The organism is Cohnella sp. AR92 (assembly GCF_003990975.1).
Classification (GTDB): domain Bacteria; phylum Bacillota; class Bacilli; order Paenibacillales; family Paenibacillaceae; genus Cohnella.
Genome location: NZ_RZJR01000001.1, coordinates 154,181 through 171,715 on the forward strand (window position 1 = coordinate 154,181; position 17,535 = coordinate 171,715).

A 17,535-nucleotide genomic window follows, 5' to 3' on the forward strand; every position below is an offset into this window, starting at 1 on the left:
GGCAATCCCTCTCATCATCAGAAAAAAAGAACCAGCTTCAAGAAGCTGGTTCATCGCGTTTCCGCTCATTATGATTTTCTCCCCATGCACACATGACTTCCGCCACAGGGATCAACGTTTTACCGTACTCGGTTAGCGAATATTCAACTTTCGGCGGGACGGTCGGGTATACGGTCCTTTCGATTACGCCTTCCTGCTCCAGGTCCCGGAGATGCTGAGCGAGCATCTTCTGGGAGACGCCCGGGATGAGCTTCTCCAGCTCGTTAAAGCGCTTGGTTGAATCCATCAGATGCCACAGAAGAAACGGCTTCCACTTGCCGCCCAGTACGTGAATGACGGTCTCGATCGGACATTCGCGCGGGTGAATCATGATCAACCACTCCCTTACTTCCAAGTGAGCCCCTTACTTTAAAGTGCGTTCTTAACAGAATTTTACAACCGCTATACAATGAAGTCAATCCAATCGAACAGGAAAAGGAGCTAGGACGTATGGGAAAATCGGAGTGGGGAGTAAAGTCGGCAACCTTCTGGATGGTAGGCGTCATTACCTTGTTAATGTTGTATTTAGGGATAAGAGGCTTTCTCCAGCCGGAAGCCGCGATTCGAGGGTATGGGATCCCTCTGCAGGACACCGCCGATAAATCCCTTGTGTATGTAAAAGCGGATCGAGATCTGTTTATCGGCATCTTCCTGTTGGTTCTAATGATTTTCCGGATGAGAAAAGCATTGCTTATCGGCATGTTGACTTCTACGATTATGCCTATCCTGGATGCAGCTTTAGTTCTCACGTACGCAACGGATAAAACGCCTTCTTGGATTCATATCGTTAGCGCCGTATACGGGTTTGTCATCAGTTGGCTGCTGTATCGAGAAGAGCGGCATGCCAGAACGACAGCTAACTCCGTATCCTTACCGGGGCATAGCTAAAATAGGGGGCAGAACATGTATAGTTACCTGTTGTTCATTCATATCGCAGCCTCAGTGACGGCCATAGCCGCCGTCATCTGCTATCCCATCATCATGAGCAGCGCCCGGACCGTGGGCCAGGCCAAGTTCGCGCTCGGGTTGCTGGAGAAGACGGCGATCCTGCCGAAGATCGGGGGCACCTTGCTGCTTCTTTCGGGTCTTGCGATCGGCTTCCAGGAGACCTACTTGTTCCGGGAGCGGTGGTATGTGGCTTCGATCGTCATCTTCTTGGTCATTCTGGTCATCTTCGCCGGACTGCTTCCGGCCGGCATCAAGCAGCAGCTGAAGCTGCTGCAGCAGACGCAGGGCGATGATCTGCCCGAGGCTTACCGGCATAGCCGCAGACGCTCCGCTTGGCTGGAGGGGGTCGCCAATCTTGCCGTATTCCTCTCGATTGTGCTAATGGTATTCAAACCCTAAACCATCCTATCGAGGTTCTTGGAGCTCGTTGCGCCGCGACAGCTCCTTTTGCGTTTATCGAATCTATCCTTCAAGGAGGCTACAGGGGGAATGACCAGAATTCTCGTCGCGGACGACGATGCCCATATTCGCAAGCTCATGACGTTGTATCTGCGGAACGAAGGGTTCGATACGGTCGAGGCGGCTGACGGAACCCAGGCGCTCTCCGTCATGGAGAAGTCGCCGGTCGATATCGTCATTCTCGATATCATGATGCCGCATATGGACGGGTGGGAGCTGTGCGTGGAGATCCGGCGCCTATATCCGGACATTCCGCTGCTCATGGTAACGGCCATAGGAGAAGCGGGGCAGAAGGTGAGGGGCTTTCAGTTGGGCACGGATGATTACGTGACCAAGCCATTCGATCCCGCGGAGCTTGTGATGAGAGTCAAAGCGCTGCTAAGGCGTTATCGAATCGCTTCCTCCCAGGTCGTTCAATTAGGCGGAATCGTGTTGGACCGGCGGGCCTTCAAAGTAATCCGGGAGGACGAGGAGCTAATCTTGCCGTTAAAAGAATTCGAGCTTCTCTTCAAGCTGGCCTGCCACCCTGGGCAACTATTAACCAGGGAACAGTTGATCGTGCAAATCTGGGGGATGGATTACGAGGGCGACGACCGGACCGTCGATGTTCATATCAAGAGAATCAGGGAGCGATTCGCCGGGGATGCCGAGCATTTTCGCATCGAGACGGTCCGCAGCCTCGGCTACCGGCTAGAGGTGAAGAAATGACAAGGTCCTTATACGTTCGCGTCGTGTTGACGTTCTTGGCAGCCATGGGAATAGGGCTGCTGGTCTCCGTTCTGGCCGGGCTTGCCCTATTCGAGAGAAAGATTGACCGGATCGGGCAGAACGACTTGATAGCCGCGGGGGAGGAGATCATTCGCGTCTATGAGCAGACGAGGCCGGCGAATATGGATCGGTTCATGGAGAGCATGGTGCAGCTCACTTCCTACTCCGTTCAACTATACGAGCGCTCCGGAGCCTTGAAGTCCTTCAAATACAGCTCCGACTCGGGCGATCTTGCGATATCGCGGGAGTCCATTCGGCAAGTTCTGGAAGGCGAGAGATACCGATCTACCCCCAAGGACAAGAAGACGTTCGTCGGGCTGCCGTTCCAAATCGGAGAGGAGCGGCAAGCCTTATTCTTAAGACCTTCGTCCAAGAACGAATCCACCCTCACCCGCTTGCTGCTGGTCATCCTTCTGCTTGTTCTGGCGACGGGGAGTATCTGCATTCTTATCGCCGCGATGTACGTGGTAAGACCGATCAAGACGCTTACTGCCGCGACCAAACGACTGGCGAAGGGCGACTTCGACGTGGAATTGGCCATGAAGCGCAAGGACGAGCTGGGAAAATTGGCCCGGAGTTTCAACGAGATGGCGGTGGATCTGAAGCAATTGGAGCGGATGCGTCAGGATTTCGTCTCGAATGTGTCGCACGAGATTCAGTCTCCGTTAACGTCGATATCCGGTTTTGCGAAAGCAATGAAGGACATGAAGGCCATGACCGAAGACGAGCGCCATGCGTATCTGGATATCATCTTGGCGGAGAGCGGCCGATTGTCCAGGCTCAGCGATCATCTGCTCAAGCTCGCATCCCTCGATTCCAACCATCATCCTCTGGACTATGCCGTTTTCCGTCTGGACGAACAGATCAGGCAGGTCGTCGTGAACGGCGAACCCCTATGGTCGGAGAAGAACCTGGTTATCGATCTGGATCTGCCTCGGGCCGTCGAAATAACGGCCGATAAGGACCTGCTCAACCAAGCATGGACGAACCTGCTAAGCAACAGCATCAAGTTCACGCCGGAAGGCGGACGCATCCATATTCAATTGACGGCCCGCATGGACGGATATACCGTGACGATATCCGACTCCGGAATCGGGATTGCGCCGGATGAGCTGGGCCGCGTGTTCGAGCGTTTCTACAAGGCGGACCGGTCCCGGAGCCGAAGCGGCGGCAATGGCCTTGGACTCGCGATCGTCAAGAAGATCTGCGCTCTTCACCATGGCGATATTCGCATAGAAAGCAAAGTCGGACAAGGCACCAAAGTCGTCGTTTATCTGCCCGCCGCTCCGCCTGACGAATCGTAAGCCGGTTCACGCTCCGTTCATATTTCTCCCCTACTCTTCCCATGGATCCCAGTGGAGGCCGCTGAGAAAAGAAACGGAGGAGACGGAGTATGAGCGTTATCGGTACGATCGATTCGGTCAAATGGCTGACGGTTTATGAGTGGGCGATGTGCATCCTTAATTTATTCGTATTGACGGTATACGCGATACCAATCAAGAAGCCTTACAGATGGTTTGATTATTTGCCCGGCGCGGGCATGCTTGCGGCCATGGCAAGCGTCCTCTCCGGGGATAGGAGCCTTCCGGCTCTCCTCATCGAATCCCTTACGCTGCTTGTGTTTATCTGCACGTTCGGGAGACTGGTAAAGCCCAAAGCTTGGACGACCCCGAGGAGGAAACCGTTCAGGATCGCCAGGAGCGTCCTCTGCGCATGCGGAGTTGCCCCCATGGTGTTTGCCTTGGCATACGCGGGAGTATTAAGGTACAACCCGGTTAGCGATTACAGCGGAATGGGCTACTCCAAGGCATTCGTTGCCATGAACGACAGATTGTCGCGGGAATACCCGTTCGGGGAATGGAAGCAGATCGATTGGAACGAGCTTCGAAGCAAGTATGAGCCGCTATTCGAACAAGCCGAAAGAGCCCATAACCACGATTTGTACTATTTAACGTTAAGGGAATACCTGTTTTCCCTGCGGGACGGACATGTCAAGATCGTCAACGATAAGGTGTACGACGGAAATACGGTGTTCAAGAGGGAAGTCGGCGGCGGCTTCGGACTAAGCACCGTTCAGTTGGATAACGGCAAGGTACTCGTCAGTCTGGTTCTGGAGAACAGCCCCGCGGCCAAGAGCGGAATCAAGCTAGGGGCGGAGATCGTCACGTGGGATGGGGAAACGGGGGAGGAAGCGTACGACCGGACCACCTGGAGCGAGACGGGCATGGCCACGAATGAGGGGATGAGGCTCAATCAAGGCCGGTTTATGGTTCGCGCCCCCATCGGCAAGGAAGTACAAGTCGAATTCCGCAACTGGGGGGAGTCCGAGCCCATCCGAACGAAGCTGACGGCTTATGACGATGGATTCGAGACATTGAAAAGGACGAGAAGCAAGCTCGCGCAGTCCGACCTGGATGTCTCCCCGGTTGAAGGGCAAATGCTCGGCAACGGCTATGGCTATGTGAGAATCAAGCATTTTCTCCCCGTGTCAGAAGGCGTTTCACCCAAGAGAAGTCTGGCGGACTTATTGGAGGGGTTCCAGGACAGGCAAGCCAAAGGGTTGATCATCGATCTGCGGAACAATCCCGGCGGGGACGATCAGCTTGCCGCCGATCTGGCCGGGTTCTTCGTCAAGGAGAGGAAACATTACGAGAATGTCAGTTATTACAACAGATACACCGGGAAGTTTGAACGGAACCGGAACGAAGTCGTTAAGGTCAAGCCGGCTAAGCCTTATTTCGGCGGAAGAGTAGCCATCTTGATCAACAGCCGTACCGGAAGCTCGGGAGAAGGGATGCCTCTCGTCCTCAAAGGCGAGCCCAATGTCCAAATCGTCGGATTCACCTCGACGGCCGGTTCGTTCGGGATCATGAGCAGTCCTATCGAAATCAAGATGCCCGAGGGCTACGTCATTCAATTCCCCGACGGCAGATCGCTCGATCGGAACGGAACGGTCCAGGGAGACGCCGACCGGTCCGGAGCCGGAGGCGTGCTTCCCGACATCCGAATTCCCCTTAATGAAGCTACGTTCAAACAAAGCGTGATGGAAGGGCAGGACGTCGAGCTGAAGTATGCGATCGAGGCGATGGAGAATTAGCGTCAAGCTTCTTCTAGATATTGGCGCGGCGTACCATAGTAGATGACCTGTCTATATTGGGGATATGCGGACAGGAATTGGATATAAATAGGCGCATTAAGGAGAAAGGGATAGTTTGCGTAAAAGGGACGGTCTCCGTTGATCATGCCTTTGAGCGCGGTCGCCATCTCCTTCTTGAATACAGCCAAGCGGGCTTCAGCTTCCGTTTGGCTGAATTCACCGCCGTCTACGTACGCTGTCCCGGCTATACGTAGACGGCCATTCGGGTCTTTTATCCATTCCGCCAACACTTCGTCGCGCATTTTGGGATCGATGGCTTTGCCGTTGTATCCATATCCGATGTCCAAGAATAATTGGCCCGTGCTGTCCGAATGCGTCAGGGTATATTTTCTTCCCTCAACGGGATGAGCCCAGGTAGCAGGCGGAATTAGATTGACGGATAATTTCTGAGGGTTAAAAAGCGCCATGTCGATCCACTCCCGAACATATGAGGTCATTTAACTTATGCGGGGCAGCGGCCTTATGATCGCATGAAGGGTACACCTCAAACAACTTCGATAGCGGCGAATAAGGCAGCAACGAAAAGCAGGCCAATACTGAGGACAAACCAGTCTAGGCCTGCTTCTTCTTTTTATGCCTCTTATAGATGCAATCCGAATCGCTTTAATTCAATAAATACGCCTTCCAATCGATTCCCTTTCTCCGTCAATGTATATTCGACGCGCGGGGGAACTTCCGGGAACACCTTCCGCTCCAATAGGCCGTTCTCCTCTAATTCCTTCAATCGAAGCGAGAGCGTCTTAGGACTTATCCCCTCCAAGGATCTCAGCAGATCGCTGAATCGAAGCGTCCCTTCGATCAGCAGATCCCGAATGATCAGGAATGTCCACTTCGTCCCTATAACGTCAAGCGTCTTGGCTATGGGGCAAGGTTCGCCCGGCGTTCCTTTGTTCAATTCAATGGGGTCAACAGCGTTCATCGGACCATCCTCCAAAGAATTATCGATCTGATTTGGCTCATTATATCACAATAATAACTTTAGGGAAATTATATGTACAATAGATCACTACTTCCCTAAATGAATTTACTGTTCCTATAATAGTCTTGGGAATCGATAATCCAAACCTTAGGAGGTTATCTCATGTTACAAGCTCAACGAATCGTGATCATCGGCGGCAGCTCCGGCATTGGCCTGGAAACGGCTAAACGAGCCATCGCGCTTGGGGCGGAAGTGGTCGTGGCCAGCCGCTCGGAGGAAAAATTGCACAAGGCAAAAGCGGTTCTTGGACCCCGATCGGAAGCTTATCCACTGGATACGACCCATGAACCGCAGGTACAAACATTCTTTGAGAAGGTCGGCCGTTTCGACCATTTGGTCGTCAGCGCCGCGGAGACATCGGGGGGTTCTTTCCTTCAGACGGAGTCCGCCCAAGCTCGCCGATTGTTCGAGAACAAATTCTGGGGCCAGTACTACGCGGCCAAATATGGGGCTGCCCAAATATCCCTGTCCGGTTCGATCACGTTATTCTCGGGCGTTGTTGCTTACAAGGCAATGGTTGGCTCATCGGCACTCGGCGCCGTCAATGCGGCCATATCGAATCTTGGCCAGACCCTCGCCCTGGAGCTGGCCCCGATCCGAGTGAATGTCGTTTCGCCCGGCATCATCGATACGCCTTCACGCAGCAAGATGCCGGAAGAAGCACGCAGCCAATTCTATGAGACGGTGGCGGGCAAGCTGCCCGTGAGACGAGTAGGCAGAGCGGAAGACGTCGCGCAGAGCGTGCTGTACCTGCTCCAGAACAGCTTCGTGACCGGGACCGTTCTTCATGTGGAGGGAGGGCATATTCTCATTTAAGATAATGAGCGCAACTTCAAGAAGCGGTGTCTTAACGGACACCGCCTCTTTGCAGTTTTATGAATGACTAGCAGACTTTTATTTGCCGAGGCTAATGATAAACTCTACGGTTTGCGGATCAGATGAGGAGAAGAATAAGCTCTCGCCCGTATCCAACGCAGCTATCTTTTCCATGTCTTCCGCTGTAAGATGAAAATCAAAGACGTTAAAGTTCTCTTCCATTCTGGTTGTTTTGACCGTTTTCGGAATGACGACTACGTCTCTCTGAATCAAGAAGCGCAAAGCGACTTGAGCCGTCGATTTGTTATATTTATCGCCGATCTGCCGCAAGGTCGAGTTAAAGAAATAATCGTTCTTCCCTTCTGCGAAGGGACCCCAGGATTCCATCTGCGTCCCGTATTTTCTCATCCATTCTTGCGCTTTGACCTGCTGGTTAAAGACATGGGTCTCTACCTGATTCACGGCCGGCACCACTTCGCTGAACTTCACCAGGTCGACGTATCGCTCCGGGGAGAAATTGCTCACCCCGATCGCCCTGATTTTACCTGCTTTATAAAGCTCCTCCATCGCGCGGTACGTCCCATAATAATCATTTAACGGTTGATGAATCAGAACCAAGTCCAGATAATCGACTTGAAGCTGAACCATCGATTCTTGAATGGAGGCCTTTGCTTTGTCATAGCCCGCATTGGAGATCCAGACTTTCGTGGTGATGAAGAACTCTTCTCTAGGCACTCCGCTTCTCTTGACCGCACGACCGACGGCAGCTTCGTTTCGGTACGCTTGTGCCGTATCGAACGAACGGTAACCCACGCGAATGGCTTCAAGCACGCATCTCTCGCATTCCTCGGGATCGTGAATCTGGTAAACGCCATATCCTAGAATCGGCATTCGTACTCCATTATTCAGGGTTATAAATTGCATCCTTATTCCCTCCGATAACTTAGGCTCCGATACGACTTCAATTAGTACGTTACACCATTCGTGTAACACGAAGGCAAGAGGGATATCGTTAGAATTATAGGAGGAGGGATTTAATGTACACGGTCAAAGAGGTGGCTAAGAAGCTTGAATTAAGCGAGCATGCGGTTCGTTATTACACGGATATGGAATTAATACCAGGAGTCGTTCGAGATTCCAATAACGCGCGGCTATTCAACGAGGAATCGCTCAATTGGCTTGTAGGCGTCAAAATTCTAAAACAATGCGGAATGTCTCTCGAAGATATTAAAACCTACATAGATCTTTGTTTAGAAGGCGATTCTACCATTCAGGAACGATACGAGATTATTCGGAGGCAAAAAGAGCGTGCCCTTCTTCAATTGCAGGAAGCCAAACATCGGGCCGATTATATGGAAGCAAAGGCCGATTATTATCTTTCCATTATTAAAGGGGATATTGTCGATGGCTCTAACCCCGCGAAGTGGGCTCTGGAGAATCCCGCCGTTCCTGACTTCGGTCTAGCGGCCGCTGCGGCCAAGACGCAGCAGCGATAGTATGCCGCCGGCAAGCAGCAAGATCGAGGCGACGACCAATGCGGCATGCAAGCCGGCGATGAACGAATCGCTCGAGCTGGCGATCGTGCCTAGAAGGGCAACGCCGAGAACGGCTCCGAGCTGGCGGCTGGAGTTAAGCGCGCCCGAAGCGATGCCGGCCTGTTCCTTGGGAACGGAGGAGACGACGGCGGGGATCAGAGACGGAATGGCGAAGGAGACGCCGAAGCCGGCCAGAAGCTGTCCGATCAGGGGGATCGCATACGAGCTGTTCTCTCTAGCCAAGAGCAGCACCAGCGTGCCTGCGGTCAGAAGAGCAAAGCCGATCGCAGCCGGAATCCGGGGGCCGATCCTGCCTACGAGCCTCCCCGTCAGAATGGGGTTGAAGGTCGGCGGAAGCATGAACGGCAGGAACGCAAGACCGGCGGCGAACGCGGAGTAGCCAAGCGTCTGCTGGAAGTAAAGCGACAGCAGAAACAGCAGGCCGGAGAAGGCGAAGTTAACCGCTAACCCCGCCGCCAGCCCCGTAGAGAAGTTGGAAATTCGGAACAGATGGAGCGGCAGCATCGGGGACTTGCCGAGTGCTTCGAACAGCACGAACAGCACTGCGGCGACGGCGGCAACGATGAGGGTGACGACGACCTGAGGGGCGGACCAGCCGACTGAGCCGCCCTGTACCAAGCCGAATGTGAGCGAGCCGACGGCGACGATAGCGGTAAGCTGTCCGCCTATGTCGAAGCTCGTCTCGGAACGGCGAGGCGTCTCCCGCGTTCCCGCTGCGGCAACGGCGATGCTTGCGAGCGCGATGGGTACATTCATTAGGAAAATACTGCGCCAACCGAACGAATCGACGAGCACGCCTCCGATGACGGGGCCCGCCGCCATCGCGATCCCGGATAGGGAGGCCCAGATGCCGAGCGCGCGCGCCCGGGCGGCGGGGTTCGGGTACGCATGAGTGAACAAGGCCATCGAGGCCGGCAGCAGAGCCGCGCCGCCTACCCCGAGCCATGCACGGGCGACGATCAGAACGGCGAGCGAAGAAGCGGCAGCCGATAGAACGGAAGCGGCGAGAAAGAGAGCGAGACCCCAGATAAACAGACGTTTGGCGCCGAAGCGGTCGGCCAGAGAGCCTGCGGCCAGCAGCAAGCAGGCATATACGATCGTGTAGGCGTTGGAAGCCCATTGCATGCCTGCGAATCCGCCGCCCAAGTCGAGTCGGATTGCCGGGAGAGCTACGTTCAACACGGTCATATCCAGCAGAACGATAAAATAGCCGAGGGAAAGTCCAATCAATAGGAGAGCATTCGTTGCGGGTTTTGTCGCATAGGCTTCCGAGAGGGAAGATGGATTCATGTCAGGACACCTCTTTTTCCCCTTGTAGGGGTATTCTTGGCGTCCTCTAGTGTACAATGAGAAAAAGCGCCTAACGAGAAGAGAGTTTATCCTAGGACATAAACTCGTAGGATAGGGGGACGCTCAAATGGAACAAACAAAGGACGATCGTCTGTTGGAGCTAGCCCAGTTCTTGCGCAGTCGCCGTGAACGCCTTGCTCCGGAGCGCGTCGACTTGCCGGACGGCGGACGACGGCGCACGCCCGGGCTGCGTCGCGAAGAGGTCGCCTCTCTGGCAGGGGTAAGCGTCGATTGGTATACGAGGTTAGAGCAAGGAAGAGACATTCAGGTGTCGACGCAAGTGCTGGACAACATCGCGCGCGCGCTGCGACTGAGCGTCAACGACCGAAGGCATCTATTCCACCTGGCGCTTAAGCAAGAGCCTCTTGGGCAGCAGACGACGCGGCCTGTCGTGCCGCCGGCGCTTCAACGTTTCCTCGACTTGCAGGAAGCGGCCCCCGCGTTCGTCGTCGACCCCACGATTACGGTGATCGCCTGGAACAAAGCGGCATCGGCCATTTACGGCGACTATGCGGCGATGTCGGAGCTGGAGCGGAACTCGGTGTGGCGCACGTTCATGTCTCCCTCCATGCGGGAGCTGCTGAGAGAAGGCTGGGAGGAGCATGCAAGACGGCAACTGGCCCGATTCCGCGCGGGGTACGGCCGATTCGTAGGCGACCCGTGGTGGACGGAGCGGATTCAAGAATGGACCCGGAGCAGCCCGGAGTTCCGGCAGTGGTGGCCGGACCGCGACGTGCTTTACTCGCCGGAGGGGAAGAAGCTCATCTACCACCCCATAGCGGGCAAATTGGCCTTCGAGAATGTATCCTTCCAATCGAGCGAGAACCCGGATCTGCAAATCAAAGTGAGTACGCCTCTGCCTGATTACGATACGGCAAACAAGATCCGCCGTCTGATCGCCGAGCGTGAATGAGAACCCTTATTCTTTTCCTTATCGTCCAATCGCATAGCGAAGCTGCACGACTCCGCCGCCGAGGGGCGAACAGTCGATCAAGCTTACTTCCTTATAGCGATAGTTAGCTTGGTCGATAACCAGATTCAGCCCTTTGCCCTCCAGAACGGGCGCCACGTTGAAGATCAATTCGTCGACGAGTCCCCGACCCAGGAATGCGTTATGAATATCCGCCCCTCCGCTAATAAGCGCGGTTTGATGACCTCTCTCCCGCAAGTAACGCAACGCTTCCTCCGGCGACTTCGCAACGGCAGCCCCCGGCATCTCCGCGACGGTCTGAGAGAGGACGACGATGTCGAGATTGGCGAAGGGCCCGCCTCCTCCTCCGTTTCCTCGCATGGCTTCGAAAGTTCTCCGCCCGACGATAAAGTTGCCCGCCGCCATCGCTTGCTTCGCGAAGTCGTTAAGCGCCTCCTTCTTGGGGGGATTCTCCGCGCCGGATTGCGCATAATTTCCGTTTGCCGTTAAGGTAGCCCATAATACAGTCTTCATGTTGATGTCCTCCTCATTAGTAACCAATATTTTCATTGCCTGGATCCAATATTAAGTCCGCTGTGGTATATTTGAAAAGTAGTTACATTTAAATGCAATAGTTACAAAAAATGAAGTATGGAGGAGTCGCGAATGGAAAGGACTTCATCCTGCCCCGGGAAGGTTGAGCCGATTCTCGAAATACTGGATAGCAAGTGGATGCTTCTTCTCTTGTTCGAGCTGTTTAACGGGAACCGGCGGTTCGGGGAACTGCGCCGCAAGCTGCACCCGATCAGTCCGAAGACATTGACGGACCGCCTGCGGCTACTGGAAGCCAAAGGGATCGTCACGCGCACGCTGTTCCCCGGCGTGCCGCTGCATGTGGAATACGACTTGACGGCGGCCGGGGAGGCTCTTCAGCCGATCTTCGCTGCCATGTGGTCATGGACGCAGGAGCACGGCGCTCATCTGCGCAGCGGGTCGGAATTGCTGGAAGAGGAAGCATGAAGCAAGAGACAAGGATACAGCTATGAATAATGCCGAGAGATCCATAAAGCCATCCCCATGGGATGGCTTTATGTCATATAGAGGCCCTATTCGCTCATGGGCAGGGGAAATTCCACATTTTCTCAGAAATAACTCTTGACTGGACACCTAAAGGTGTCCTATAATCAAACCGACACCAAATGGTGTCTTAATGGAGAATGGAGGAGAAAGCGCAATGAGCACAATTAACGTTACGGAAAATGCCGTTAGAGCAGGAAACCGGCCCCGAGTAAAAGGGATTGCCTATTGGATCGTTACCATGGTGCTTGCGATATCCATTACGCTAAGCGGCATTGGTCAACTGATGCGGTATGGGGGCAATGTCGACTTGGTAACGAACATCGGATTCCCGCTGTACGTCACGAGCATTCTGGGAACTTGGAAATTGCTCGGCGTCCTGGCAATCGTCGCGCCGGGTCTTCCACGGCTTAAGGAATGGGCTTACGCCGGCATTTTCTTTCTAATGACGGGAGCGGCTTTCTCCCATATGCTCGCCGACGATTATGGCGGCTACGGGTCCCATATGATTCTTCCGCTTTTCTATGCCGCTTTGAATGTTGCGTCGTGGGCGCTGCGCCCGAAGAACCGTAAACTTTAAAATTCATTTGAACTAGAAGAGGAGAGATTAGAATGTCCTATATCGTCGATTTCAAGAATGTGTCCGCGGTCGGTTTGGAAACTTCCCCGGCAGCAGTAGCGCTTGCCGGTCTGCGCGCGAATGAAGCCCGTTATTTTATGAACAAATACAAGCACGAATTCACGGTCGTACCGGCAAGCGAGAGCCAAGAGACCTTGGATTACGTGAATCGGATTCTTCGAGAAGAGCGGAATATCGAGTTTGCGGCCAAACCGCTGGAGACGTCGTATTTTCAAGTAGAGAATATCCGTTGGGCATTCGTGTTTTACGAGGACGGCCTTGGGGTTAACGTCTTGTACACGGTCGACGACCCTAAGAAGAGGGCGGTCGGATTCAAGCTTTCCGAGGGGATGGAGATCCCGGCGGAGCTGGGGAAGTTCAAGTTTGCCAGGCAGAAGTCCAAGCTGGCCGGAACGATCCGGGGTTCGTTCTTCGTGATTAAAGGGGAATATTAAGAAGGATAATAAGCAAGATTGGGAATCTTGATAAAAATTTGAGATCTTACGGGTAAAATCACTTTTAACATAGAGATGGAACGGTAGGAGATGCAAGTTGATTAGGCCTAAGCTGCTTGTAGTCGACGATGATAAAGAGATTCTGTCGTTGTTGACGGATTACCTCGAGATGAATGATTATATCGTCTTTGCCGCGGAGAACGGAATGCAGGCGCTGGAGAAGGTGGCTAAGGGACCGGATTTGATCCTCCTTGATATCGGCATGCCGGACATGGACGGGCTCGAAGTATGCGAACGGATTCGCGAGCACGTCTCCTGTCCGATTCTTTTTCTGACCGCGAAGGTGGAGGAGCCTGACAAGATCAATGCGTTCCGCAAGGGCGGAGACGACTATATCGAGAAGCCGTTCCGCATCCGCGAGCTCGGGGCGAGGATCGAGGCGCATCTTCGAAGGGAACGCCGCAATTCGACCAAGCAGCGGGCTCTGTTCGAAGGCGGGATCGTGATCGATTACGATAGCAAGAAGGCGTTCGTGCATGAGGAGCCGATTCCGCTCTCCAAGAAGGAATATGAGATTATCGAGCTGCTTGCCATGAACGCCGGACAGGTATTCGACAGAGAACGCATCTACGAAAGGGTATGGGGCCGCGAGAAGGAAGGGGACTCCGGCGTCATCATGGAGCATATCCGCAAGATTCGCAAGAAATTCGCCGAGCATACCGATTATCCGTTCATCGAGACGGTCTGGGGAGTCGGCTATCAATGGAACGCTTAAATCGTTTATCCTTGAAGGCCAGCCTTTTTCTCCTGATGGCTTTTGCCGTGACGGGAGCCTCTGTCTTGGCCATCCTTGTCCAGAATCTGTGCTCCAGCGGAATCTACCGCATTATGCGGAAATACACGCTCGTTCATTCCGATACCCTGTATGTCGCGAGAGAGGAGTTGTCAGGCAAGGATGAGCTGCTGATCCATTTGTTGAGATGGACTTCGAGCGTTTTTCCTATCCTTGCGTTTGGCTTGTTCATCTTTATGGCGGCGCGGAAGTATTACTCGATGAAGCTTAAACGGCCGATTGCACTGCTCATTGAAGGAGCCGAGCGTATTTCGAGGCAGAATCTTGATTTCAGGCTTAGCTACGATCAGCGAGACGAGATGAATGAGGCGGTCGAAGCGTTTGAGCGGATGCGCAGGGAGATGGCAGCCGTTTATACGAAGATGTGGCGTACGGCCGAAGAGAGGAAACGGCTCAATGCCGCATTTGCTCACGATCTGCGAACCCCGGTGACCACGTTAAAGGGCTACCATGATTTCCTTATCGAGTATGGATCCTCCCGGAGGCTGGCCCCTGAGAAAATAAGCAAGGTGCTTCATTCGATGTCGGCTAGCATCGACCGAATCGAGCAGTACATCGAGGGGATGAGCTCCATTGGCCGATTGGAGGATATTCGGGTGCACAAGAACGACATCCCGCCTGCCAAGCTGGAGGAGGCGGTAGGGGAGACGATGAGAGCTCTTGTTCCGCAGGACCGCCTTCGTTACCGTGTTAACGTATCAATCCAGCAGCCGACGGTCCGAGTCGACGACAAGCTATTCCTTCGCGTCGCGGAGAATCTCATTTCCAACGCTGTTCGCCATGCTTCTGAAGAGATAGGGATTGAGTGCCGGGTTGCGGAAGGCAAGCTTGTGCTGACGGTTCGGGACGATGGGCCGGGATTCAGCGACGAAGGCTTGAGCATGGCCCAGAGACCGTTCTACCACGATCCCTCAACGGTCAAAGGGCAAGCGGGAATCGGCCTCTATATCTGCGAGGTCTTGTGCGAGAAGCATGGCGGCAGCTTGTCCGTCGCCAATGCCGAGAATGGCGGGGCTAGCATAACGGCTGCATTTTCCATCTGAAATTGAGAGGAAGTTGAGAACTTTACGTTATCCTTTCCTTACGCCAAGAAGGCGACAATAAGGATTAGGGGTCGGATAACCAATGAAGAAGCAAGCTGTAACAGGGCTGATGTACGCGGTTTTTGCCGTCTATATCGCATTTCTGATTAAGATCATCCTTCTTAAGACAGGGTCGTTAGCAGATATTGTTCAAGGCCGATCCGGCGGCTACCGTTCCTATAATCTCCTCCCTTTTCAAATCTTCGTCGACTATGGAACCTATTTAAAATCCGCGAATTGGCTTAGAGCCTTCTCCAATATCGCCGGAAACGCGGCGATATTTGTCCCGTTCGGGATGCTGATGCCTGCCTTGTTCCCTAACGTGCGCGCAAGGCCCGCCCGGCTGGCGTTTCTCGCTCTTGCCGTCAGCATTCTGTTCGAAAGCCTGCAATTCGCGTTGTCGCTGGGCAGCGCCGATATCGATGACGTTCTGCTGAATATGCTTGGAGCATTATGCGGGTTCGTCATCTATCGTTGGATCGCTCGTTATGCGAATCAGAATTCTCTTCAGACGCAAGGCCTGGTTCTGGCGCTCATCGCGGTCGGCAGCATTCCCGCGTTATGGATCGCCAGGGAAGAATTTGGCGACATGCTTGGCCTGACCAAGCATGAGATTGTCTATGAAGGAATGGAGTTTATCCCGCGTCGGGAGGCCGATGCGGAGGGAACGCTGATCCGGCTGACAGGCGATCGGGCGGAGTATTACTTAGGCTGGGCAACAGGAGATCGAACAAAGGATGAATGGTTGGAGAAACGGCAATCGGCTCTCGCACGGAGTACGAAAATCTATCGAAGCACGATCATCGGCGGCAAACAGCGGACCACCATTCGCTACGAGAAGCTGACCTCTGAGCAATATGGCGGCATCCCGGAGCGGGCAGGAATCCGGCTCTGGCTGAACCCGCAATCGAACGTTCCCGAGGTTATCCTGATAACCGATCCCCTTCCGCGGAGCGGCGATGCGGAGGATGCCATCCAAATCTCAAGTCCAACCGGGCAATCGGAGAGCCCGCGGCCAGATAAGAAGAATTCCGAAGAGAACGGGAAGGAGGCTTCGCCAGCAACTGCCCCCGAGGAGATCTCAGGCTCCATTCTTGATCTGGACGGGAATCGGATCACCCTTAACCTAAGCATGGACCAGGAGCTGGACGGAGGTTCGGCTGTCTCGGTTATGGGATTGGGGGACAATGCGGTCAAGGTTAAGGTAATGATATCGGAAGGGACGAAGTATACTCTCCGGGTCGTGAAGGGAGGCGGGAAATCCTACAAGGATCGCCCCGCGACCCGCGAGATGCTCGCAGCCGATCAAACGGTGCAGTTAACGGGCAAGCATATCAGACAGGACTTTCTGGCGGAATCCATTTTTATTTATAAGTTCGAATGATCGGCTAGAAATCCGATTACGTTAGCAACGTATCGGATTTCTTTAATCTGTTGCATAATAAATACATACAAGAAGGATAGAATTGCCCGGAGGGTACCCATGAGAGAATTTGAACCATTAACAAGCGTTGAAGCCGCTGATGAATTTATCCAACGCCACAAATTATCGTTCCTCTATATTTACGGTACGGATTGCAGCGTCTGTCATGCCTTGCAGCCTCAGGTGCGGAGATTAATGATGAGCTATCCCGAGATTCAATTGGCGGAGATAGACGCGTGGGAAGTTCAAGAAGTCGCCGGAAGATTCTCGGTGTTCACCGTTCCCGTATTATTGCTTTTTGTAGACGGCAAAGAATACATACGCGAAGCGCGAATCGTTCATCTGGATCTGCTCGATGAGAAAATCCGCAAGATCTATGAATTAGCGACGGAATAAAAAACGACGGGAGGACGATATCGCGATGATGAACACCTGGAATGAACGGTTCGGATTGCAGGAATATGCCTACGGGGAGCAGCCCAATGCCTTCATCGAAGAACAAGCGCGCCGGTTCCATGGGGAGAGGATCGTCGCTTTCGCGGAAGGCGAAGGCCGGAATGCCGTTTATTTGGCGAGGCAAGGCTACCATGTTACGGCATGGGACTATGCCGAGAACGGTCTGAAGAAGACCGAGAAGCTGGCGGAGCGGTATCAGGTCAAGGTAGAAACCGAGCTTAAGGATTTGCTCCGCGACTCGGTTCCTTCCGAAGCCTATGACGGCGCTTTGATGGTCTTCGGGCACTTTCCTAAGGCAGAGCAAAGAAAGGTGTTCGACAAATTGCTCGCGGTGGTCAAACCGGGCGGCATCGTCATGCTGGAAGTCTATTCCGAAGATCAAATCCGCTACGGAACCGGCGGCCCCAAATCGGTCGACATGCTTTATCGTCCCGCCGACGTTCTGGAATGGACGAGCGATTACGAGGTTCTTCATTTCTTCTACGGAGAGCAGAAGAGAGAAGAAGGGCAGCTTCATACCGGAGTCGGGCATGTGATCCAAGTCATTCTGGCCAAGAATCCTCGACTTCGTCCGTGACTCGCCGGCAA

At 53.7% G+C, this 17,535-nt stretch carries 22 protein-coding genes; 16 read left to right on the top strand and 6 right to left on the bottom strand.

Going from position 1 to position 17,535, the window contains the following annotated elements:
* Positions 1-37: 37 nt before the first annotated feature.
* Positions 38-370, bottom strand: a complete 333-nt coding sequence (locus tag ELR57_RS00730; RefSeq protein ID WP_126956250.1) for a winged helix-turn-helix transcriptional regulator — start codon at positions 368-370, stop codon at positions 38-40.
* Between the two features lie 119 nt (positions 371-489).
* Between ELR57_RS00730 and ELR57_RS00735 the strand changes: the two genes are divergently transcribed.
* The 5 genes from ELR57_RS00735 (at position 490) to ELR57_RS00755 (ending at position 5,311) form a co-directional block, all read left to right on the top strand.
* The gene (locus ELR57_RS00735; RefSeq protein WP_126956252.1) at positions 490-927 is read left to right on the top strand and encodes a DUF4267 domain-containing protein; all 438 of its coding nucleotides are present in this window, start codon (positions 490-492) and stop codon (positions 925-927) included.
* 15 nt (positions 928-942) lie between these two features.
* The gene (locus tag ELR57_RS00740; RefSeq protein ID WP_126956254.1) at positions 943-1,386 is read left to right on the top strand and encodes a DUF2269 family protein; all 444 of its coding nucleotides are present in this window, start codon (positions 943-945) and stop codon (positions 1,384-1,386) included.
* Positions 1,387-1,476: 90 nt separating this feature from the next.
* Positions 1,477-2,154: a response regulator transcription factor gene (locus ELR57_RS00745; protein WP_126956256.1), complete on the top strand. Its 678-nt coding sequence runs from the start codon at positions 1,477-1,479 to the stop codon at positions 2,152-2,154.
* Positions 2,151-3,518: a HAMP domain-containing sensor histidine kinase gene (locus tag ELR57_RS00750; RefSeq protein WP_126956258.1), complete on the top strand. Its 1,368-nt coding sequence runs from the start codon at positions 2,151-2,153 to the stop codon at positions 3,516-3,518. The genes ELR57_RS00745 and ELR57_RS00750 overlap by 4 nt, the downstream gene beginning before the upstream one ends.
* An 89-nt stretch (positions 3,519-3,607) precedes the next feature.
* Positions 3,608-5,311, top strand: a complete 1,704-nt coding sequence (locus tag ELR57_RS00755; RefSeq protein WP_126956260.1) for a S41 family peptidase — start codon at positions 3,608-3,610, stop codon at positions 5,309-5,311.
* Between the two features lie 2 nt (positions 5,312-5,313).
* Here the strand turns inward: ELR57_RS00755 and ELR57_RS00760 are convergent, their stop codons facing one another.
* Both ELR57_RS00760 and ELR57_RS00765 read right to left on the bottom strand, forming a co-directional pair.
* Positions 5,314-5,778 (bottom strand): staygreen family protein, encoded by a 465-nt coding sequence (locus ELR57_RS00760; protein ID WP_126956262.1) that lies wholly within the window; start codon positions 5,776-5,778, stop codon positions 5,314-5,316.
* Between the two features lie 173 nt (positions 5,779-5,951).
* Positions 5,952-6,290 (bottom strand): winged helix-turn-helix transcriptional regulator, encoded by a 339-nt coding sequence (locus ELR57_RS00765; protein ID WP_126956264.1) that lies wholly within the window; start codon positions 6,288-6,290, stop codon positions 5,952-5,954.
* Between the two features lie 162 nt (positions 6,291-6,452).
* Between ELR57_RS00765 and ELR57_RS00770 the strand changes: the two genes are divergently transcribed.
* Positions 6,453-7,166 (top strand): SDR family oxidoreductase, encoded by a 714-nt coding sequence (locus ELR57_RS00770; protein ID WP_126956266.1) that lies wholly within the window; start codon positions 6,453-6,455, stop codon positions 7,164-7,166.
* A gap of 78 nt (positions 7,167-7,244) precedes the next feature.
* On the opposite strand, the gene ELR57_RS00775 is transcribed toward ELR57_RS00770, so the two are convergent.
* Positions 7,245-8,090 (bottom strand): aldo/keto reductase, encoded by an 846-nt coding sequence (locus ELR57_RS00775; protein WP_126956268.1) that lies wholly within the window; start codon positions 8,088-8,090, stop codon positions 7,245-7,247.
* A 113-nt stretch (positions 8,091-8,203) separates the two neighbouring features.
* On the opposite strand from ELR57_RS00775, the gene ELR57_RS00780 reads away from it, so the two are divergent.
* Entirely contained in the window at positions 8,204-8,662 is a 459-nt protein-coding gene (locus tag ELR57_RS00780) for a MerR family transcriptional regulator (RefSeq protein ID WP_126956270.1), read from the top strand.
* Here ELR57_RS00780 and ELR57_RS00785 read toward each other — a convergent pair.
* The gene (locus ELR57_RS00785) at positions 8,627-10,012 is read right to left on the bottom strand and encodes an MFS transporter (RefSeq protein WP_126956272.1); all 1,386 of its coding nucleotides are present in this window, start codon (positions 10,010-10,012) and stop codon (positions 8,627-8,629) included. The two genes, ELR57_RS00780 and ELR57_RS00785, sit on opposite strands and share 36 nt — an antisense overlap.
* A gap of 127 nt (positions 10,013-10,139) precedes the next feature.
* Here ELR57_RS00785 and ELR57_RS00790 point away from each other — a divergent pair, with 127 nt between their 5' ends.
* On the top strand, positions 10,140-10,985 hold the full coding sequence (locus ELR57_RS00790; protein WP_126956274.1) for a helix-turn-helix transcriptional regulator: 846 nt from the start codon (positions 10,140-10,142) through the stop codon (positions 10,983-10,985).
* 18 nt (positions 10,986-11,003) lie between these two features.
* Here the strand turns inward: ELR57_RS00790 and ELR57_RS00795 are convergent, their stop codons facing one another.
* Positions 11,004-11,516 carry a dihydrofolate reductase family protein gene (locus ELR57_RS00795; protein ID WP_126956276.1) on the bottom strand — a complete coding sequence of 171 codons (513 nt, stop codon included), beginning with the start codon at positions 11,514-11,516 and terminating at the stop codon, positions 11,004-11,006.
* A gap of 132 nt (positions 11,517-11,648) precedes the next feature.
* On the opposite strand from ELR57_RS00795, the gene ELR57_RS00800 reads away from it, so the two are divergent.
* The 8 genes from ELR57_RS00800 to ELR57_RS00835 all read left to right on the top strand — a co-directional run bounded on the left by ELR57_RS00800 (position 11,649) and on the right by ELR57_RS00835 (position 17,524).
* A complete protein-coding gene (locus ELR57_RS00800; RefSeq protein WP_126956278.1) occupies positions 11,649-12,002 on the top strand; it encodes a winged helix-turn-helix transcriptional regulator in 354 nt (117 codons plus the stop codon).
* Between the two features lie 214 nt (positions 12,003-12,216).
* The gene (locus ELR57_RS00805) at positions 12,217-12,639 is read left to right on the top strand and encodes a DoxX family protein (protein ID WP_126956280.1); all 423 of its coding nucleotides are present in this window, start codon (positions 12,217-12,219) and stop codon (positions 12,637-12,639) included.
* A gap of 32 nt (positions 12,640-12,671) precedes the next feature.
* Positions 12,672-13,133 (top strand): phage tail protein, encoded by a 462-nt coding sequence (locus tag ELR57_RS00810; RefSeq protein WP_126956282.1) that lies wholly within the window; start codon positions 12,672-12,674, stop codon positions 13,131-13,133.
* 97 nt (positions 13,134-13,230) lie between these two features.
* A complete protein-coding gene (locus ELR57_RS00815; RefSeq protein ID WP_483296219.1) occupies positions 13,231-13,908 on the top strand; it encodes a response regulator transcription factor in 678 nt (225 codons plus the stop codon).
* The gene (locus tag ELR57_RS00820; RefSeq protein ID WP_126956284.1) at positions 13,896-15,029 is read left to right on the top strand and encodes a HAMP domain-containing sensor histidine kinase; all 1,134 of its coding nucleotides are present in this window, start codon (positions 13,896-13,898) and stop codon (positions 15,027-15,029) included. The genes ELR57_RS00815 and ELR57_RS00820 overlap by 13 nt, the downstream gene beginning before the upstream one ends.
* Positions 15,030-15,111: 82 nt before the next feature.
* Positions 15,112-16,452, top strand: a complete 1,341-nt coding sequence (locus ELR57_RS00825; protein WP_126956286.1) for a VanZ family protein — start codon at positions 15,112-15,114, stop codon at positions 16,450-16,452.
* Between the two features lie 99 nt (positions 16,453-16,551).
* Positions 16,552-16,887: a thioredoxin family protein gene (locus ELR57_RS00830; RefSeq protein WP_126956288.1), complete on the top strand. Its 336-nt coding sequence runs from the start codon at positions 16,552-16,554 to the stop codon at positions 16,885-16,887.
* A 25-nt stretch (positions 16,888-16,912) separates the two neighbouring features.
* Positions 16,913-17,524: a class I SAM-dependent methyltransferase gene (locus tag ELR57_RS00835; protein WP_126956290.1), complete on the top strand. Its 612-nt coding sequence runs from the start codon at positions 16,913-16,915 to the stop codon at positions 17,522-17,524.
* Positions 17,525-17,535: the final 11 nt, after the last annotated feature.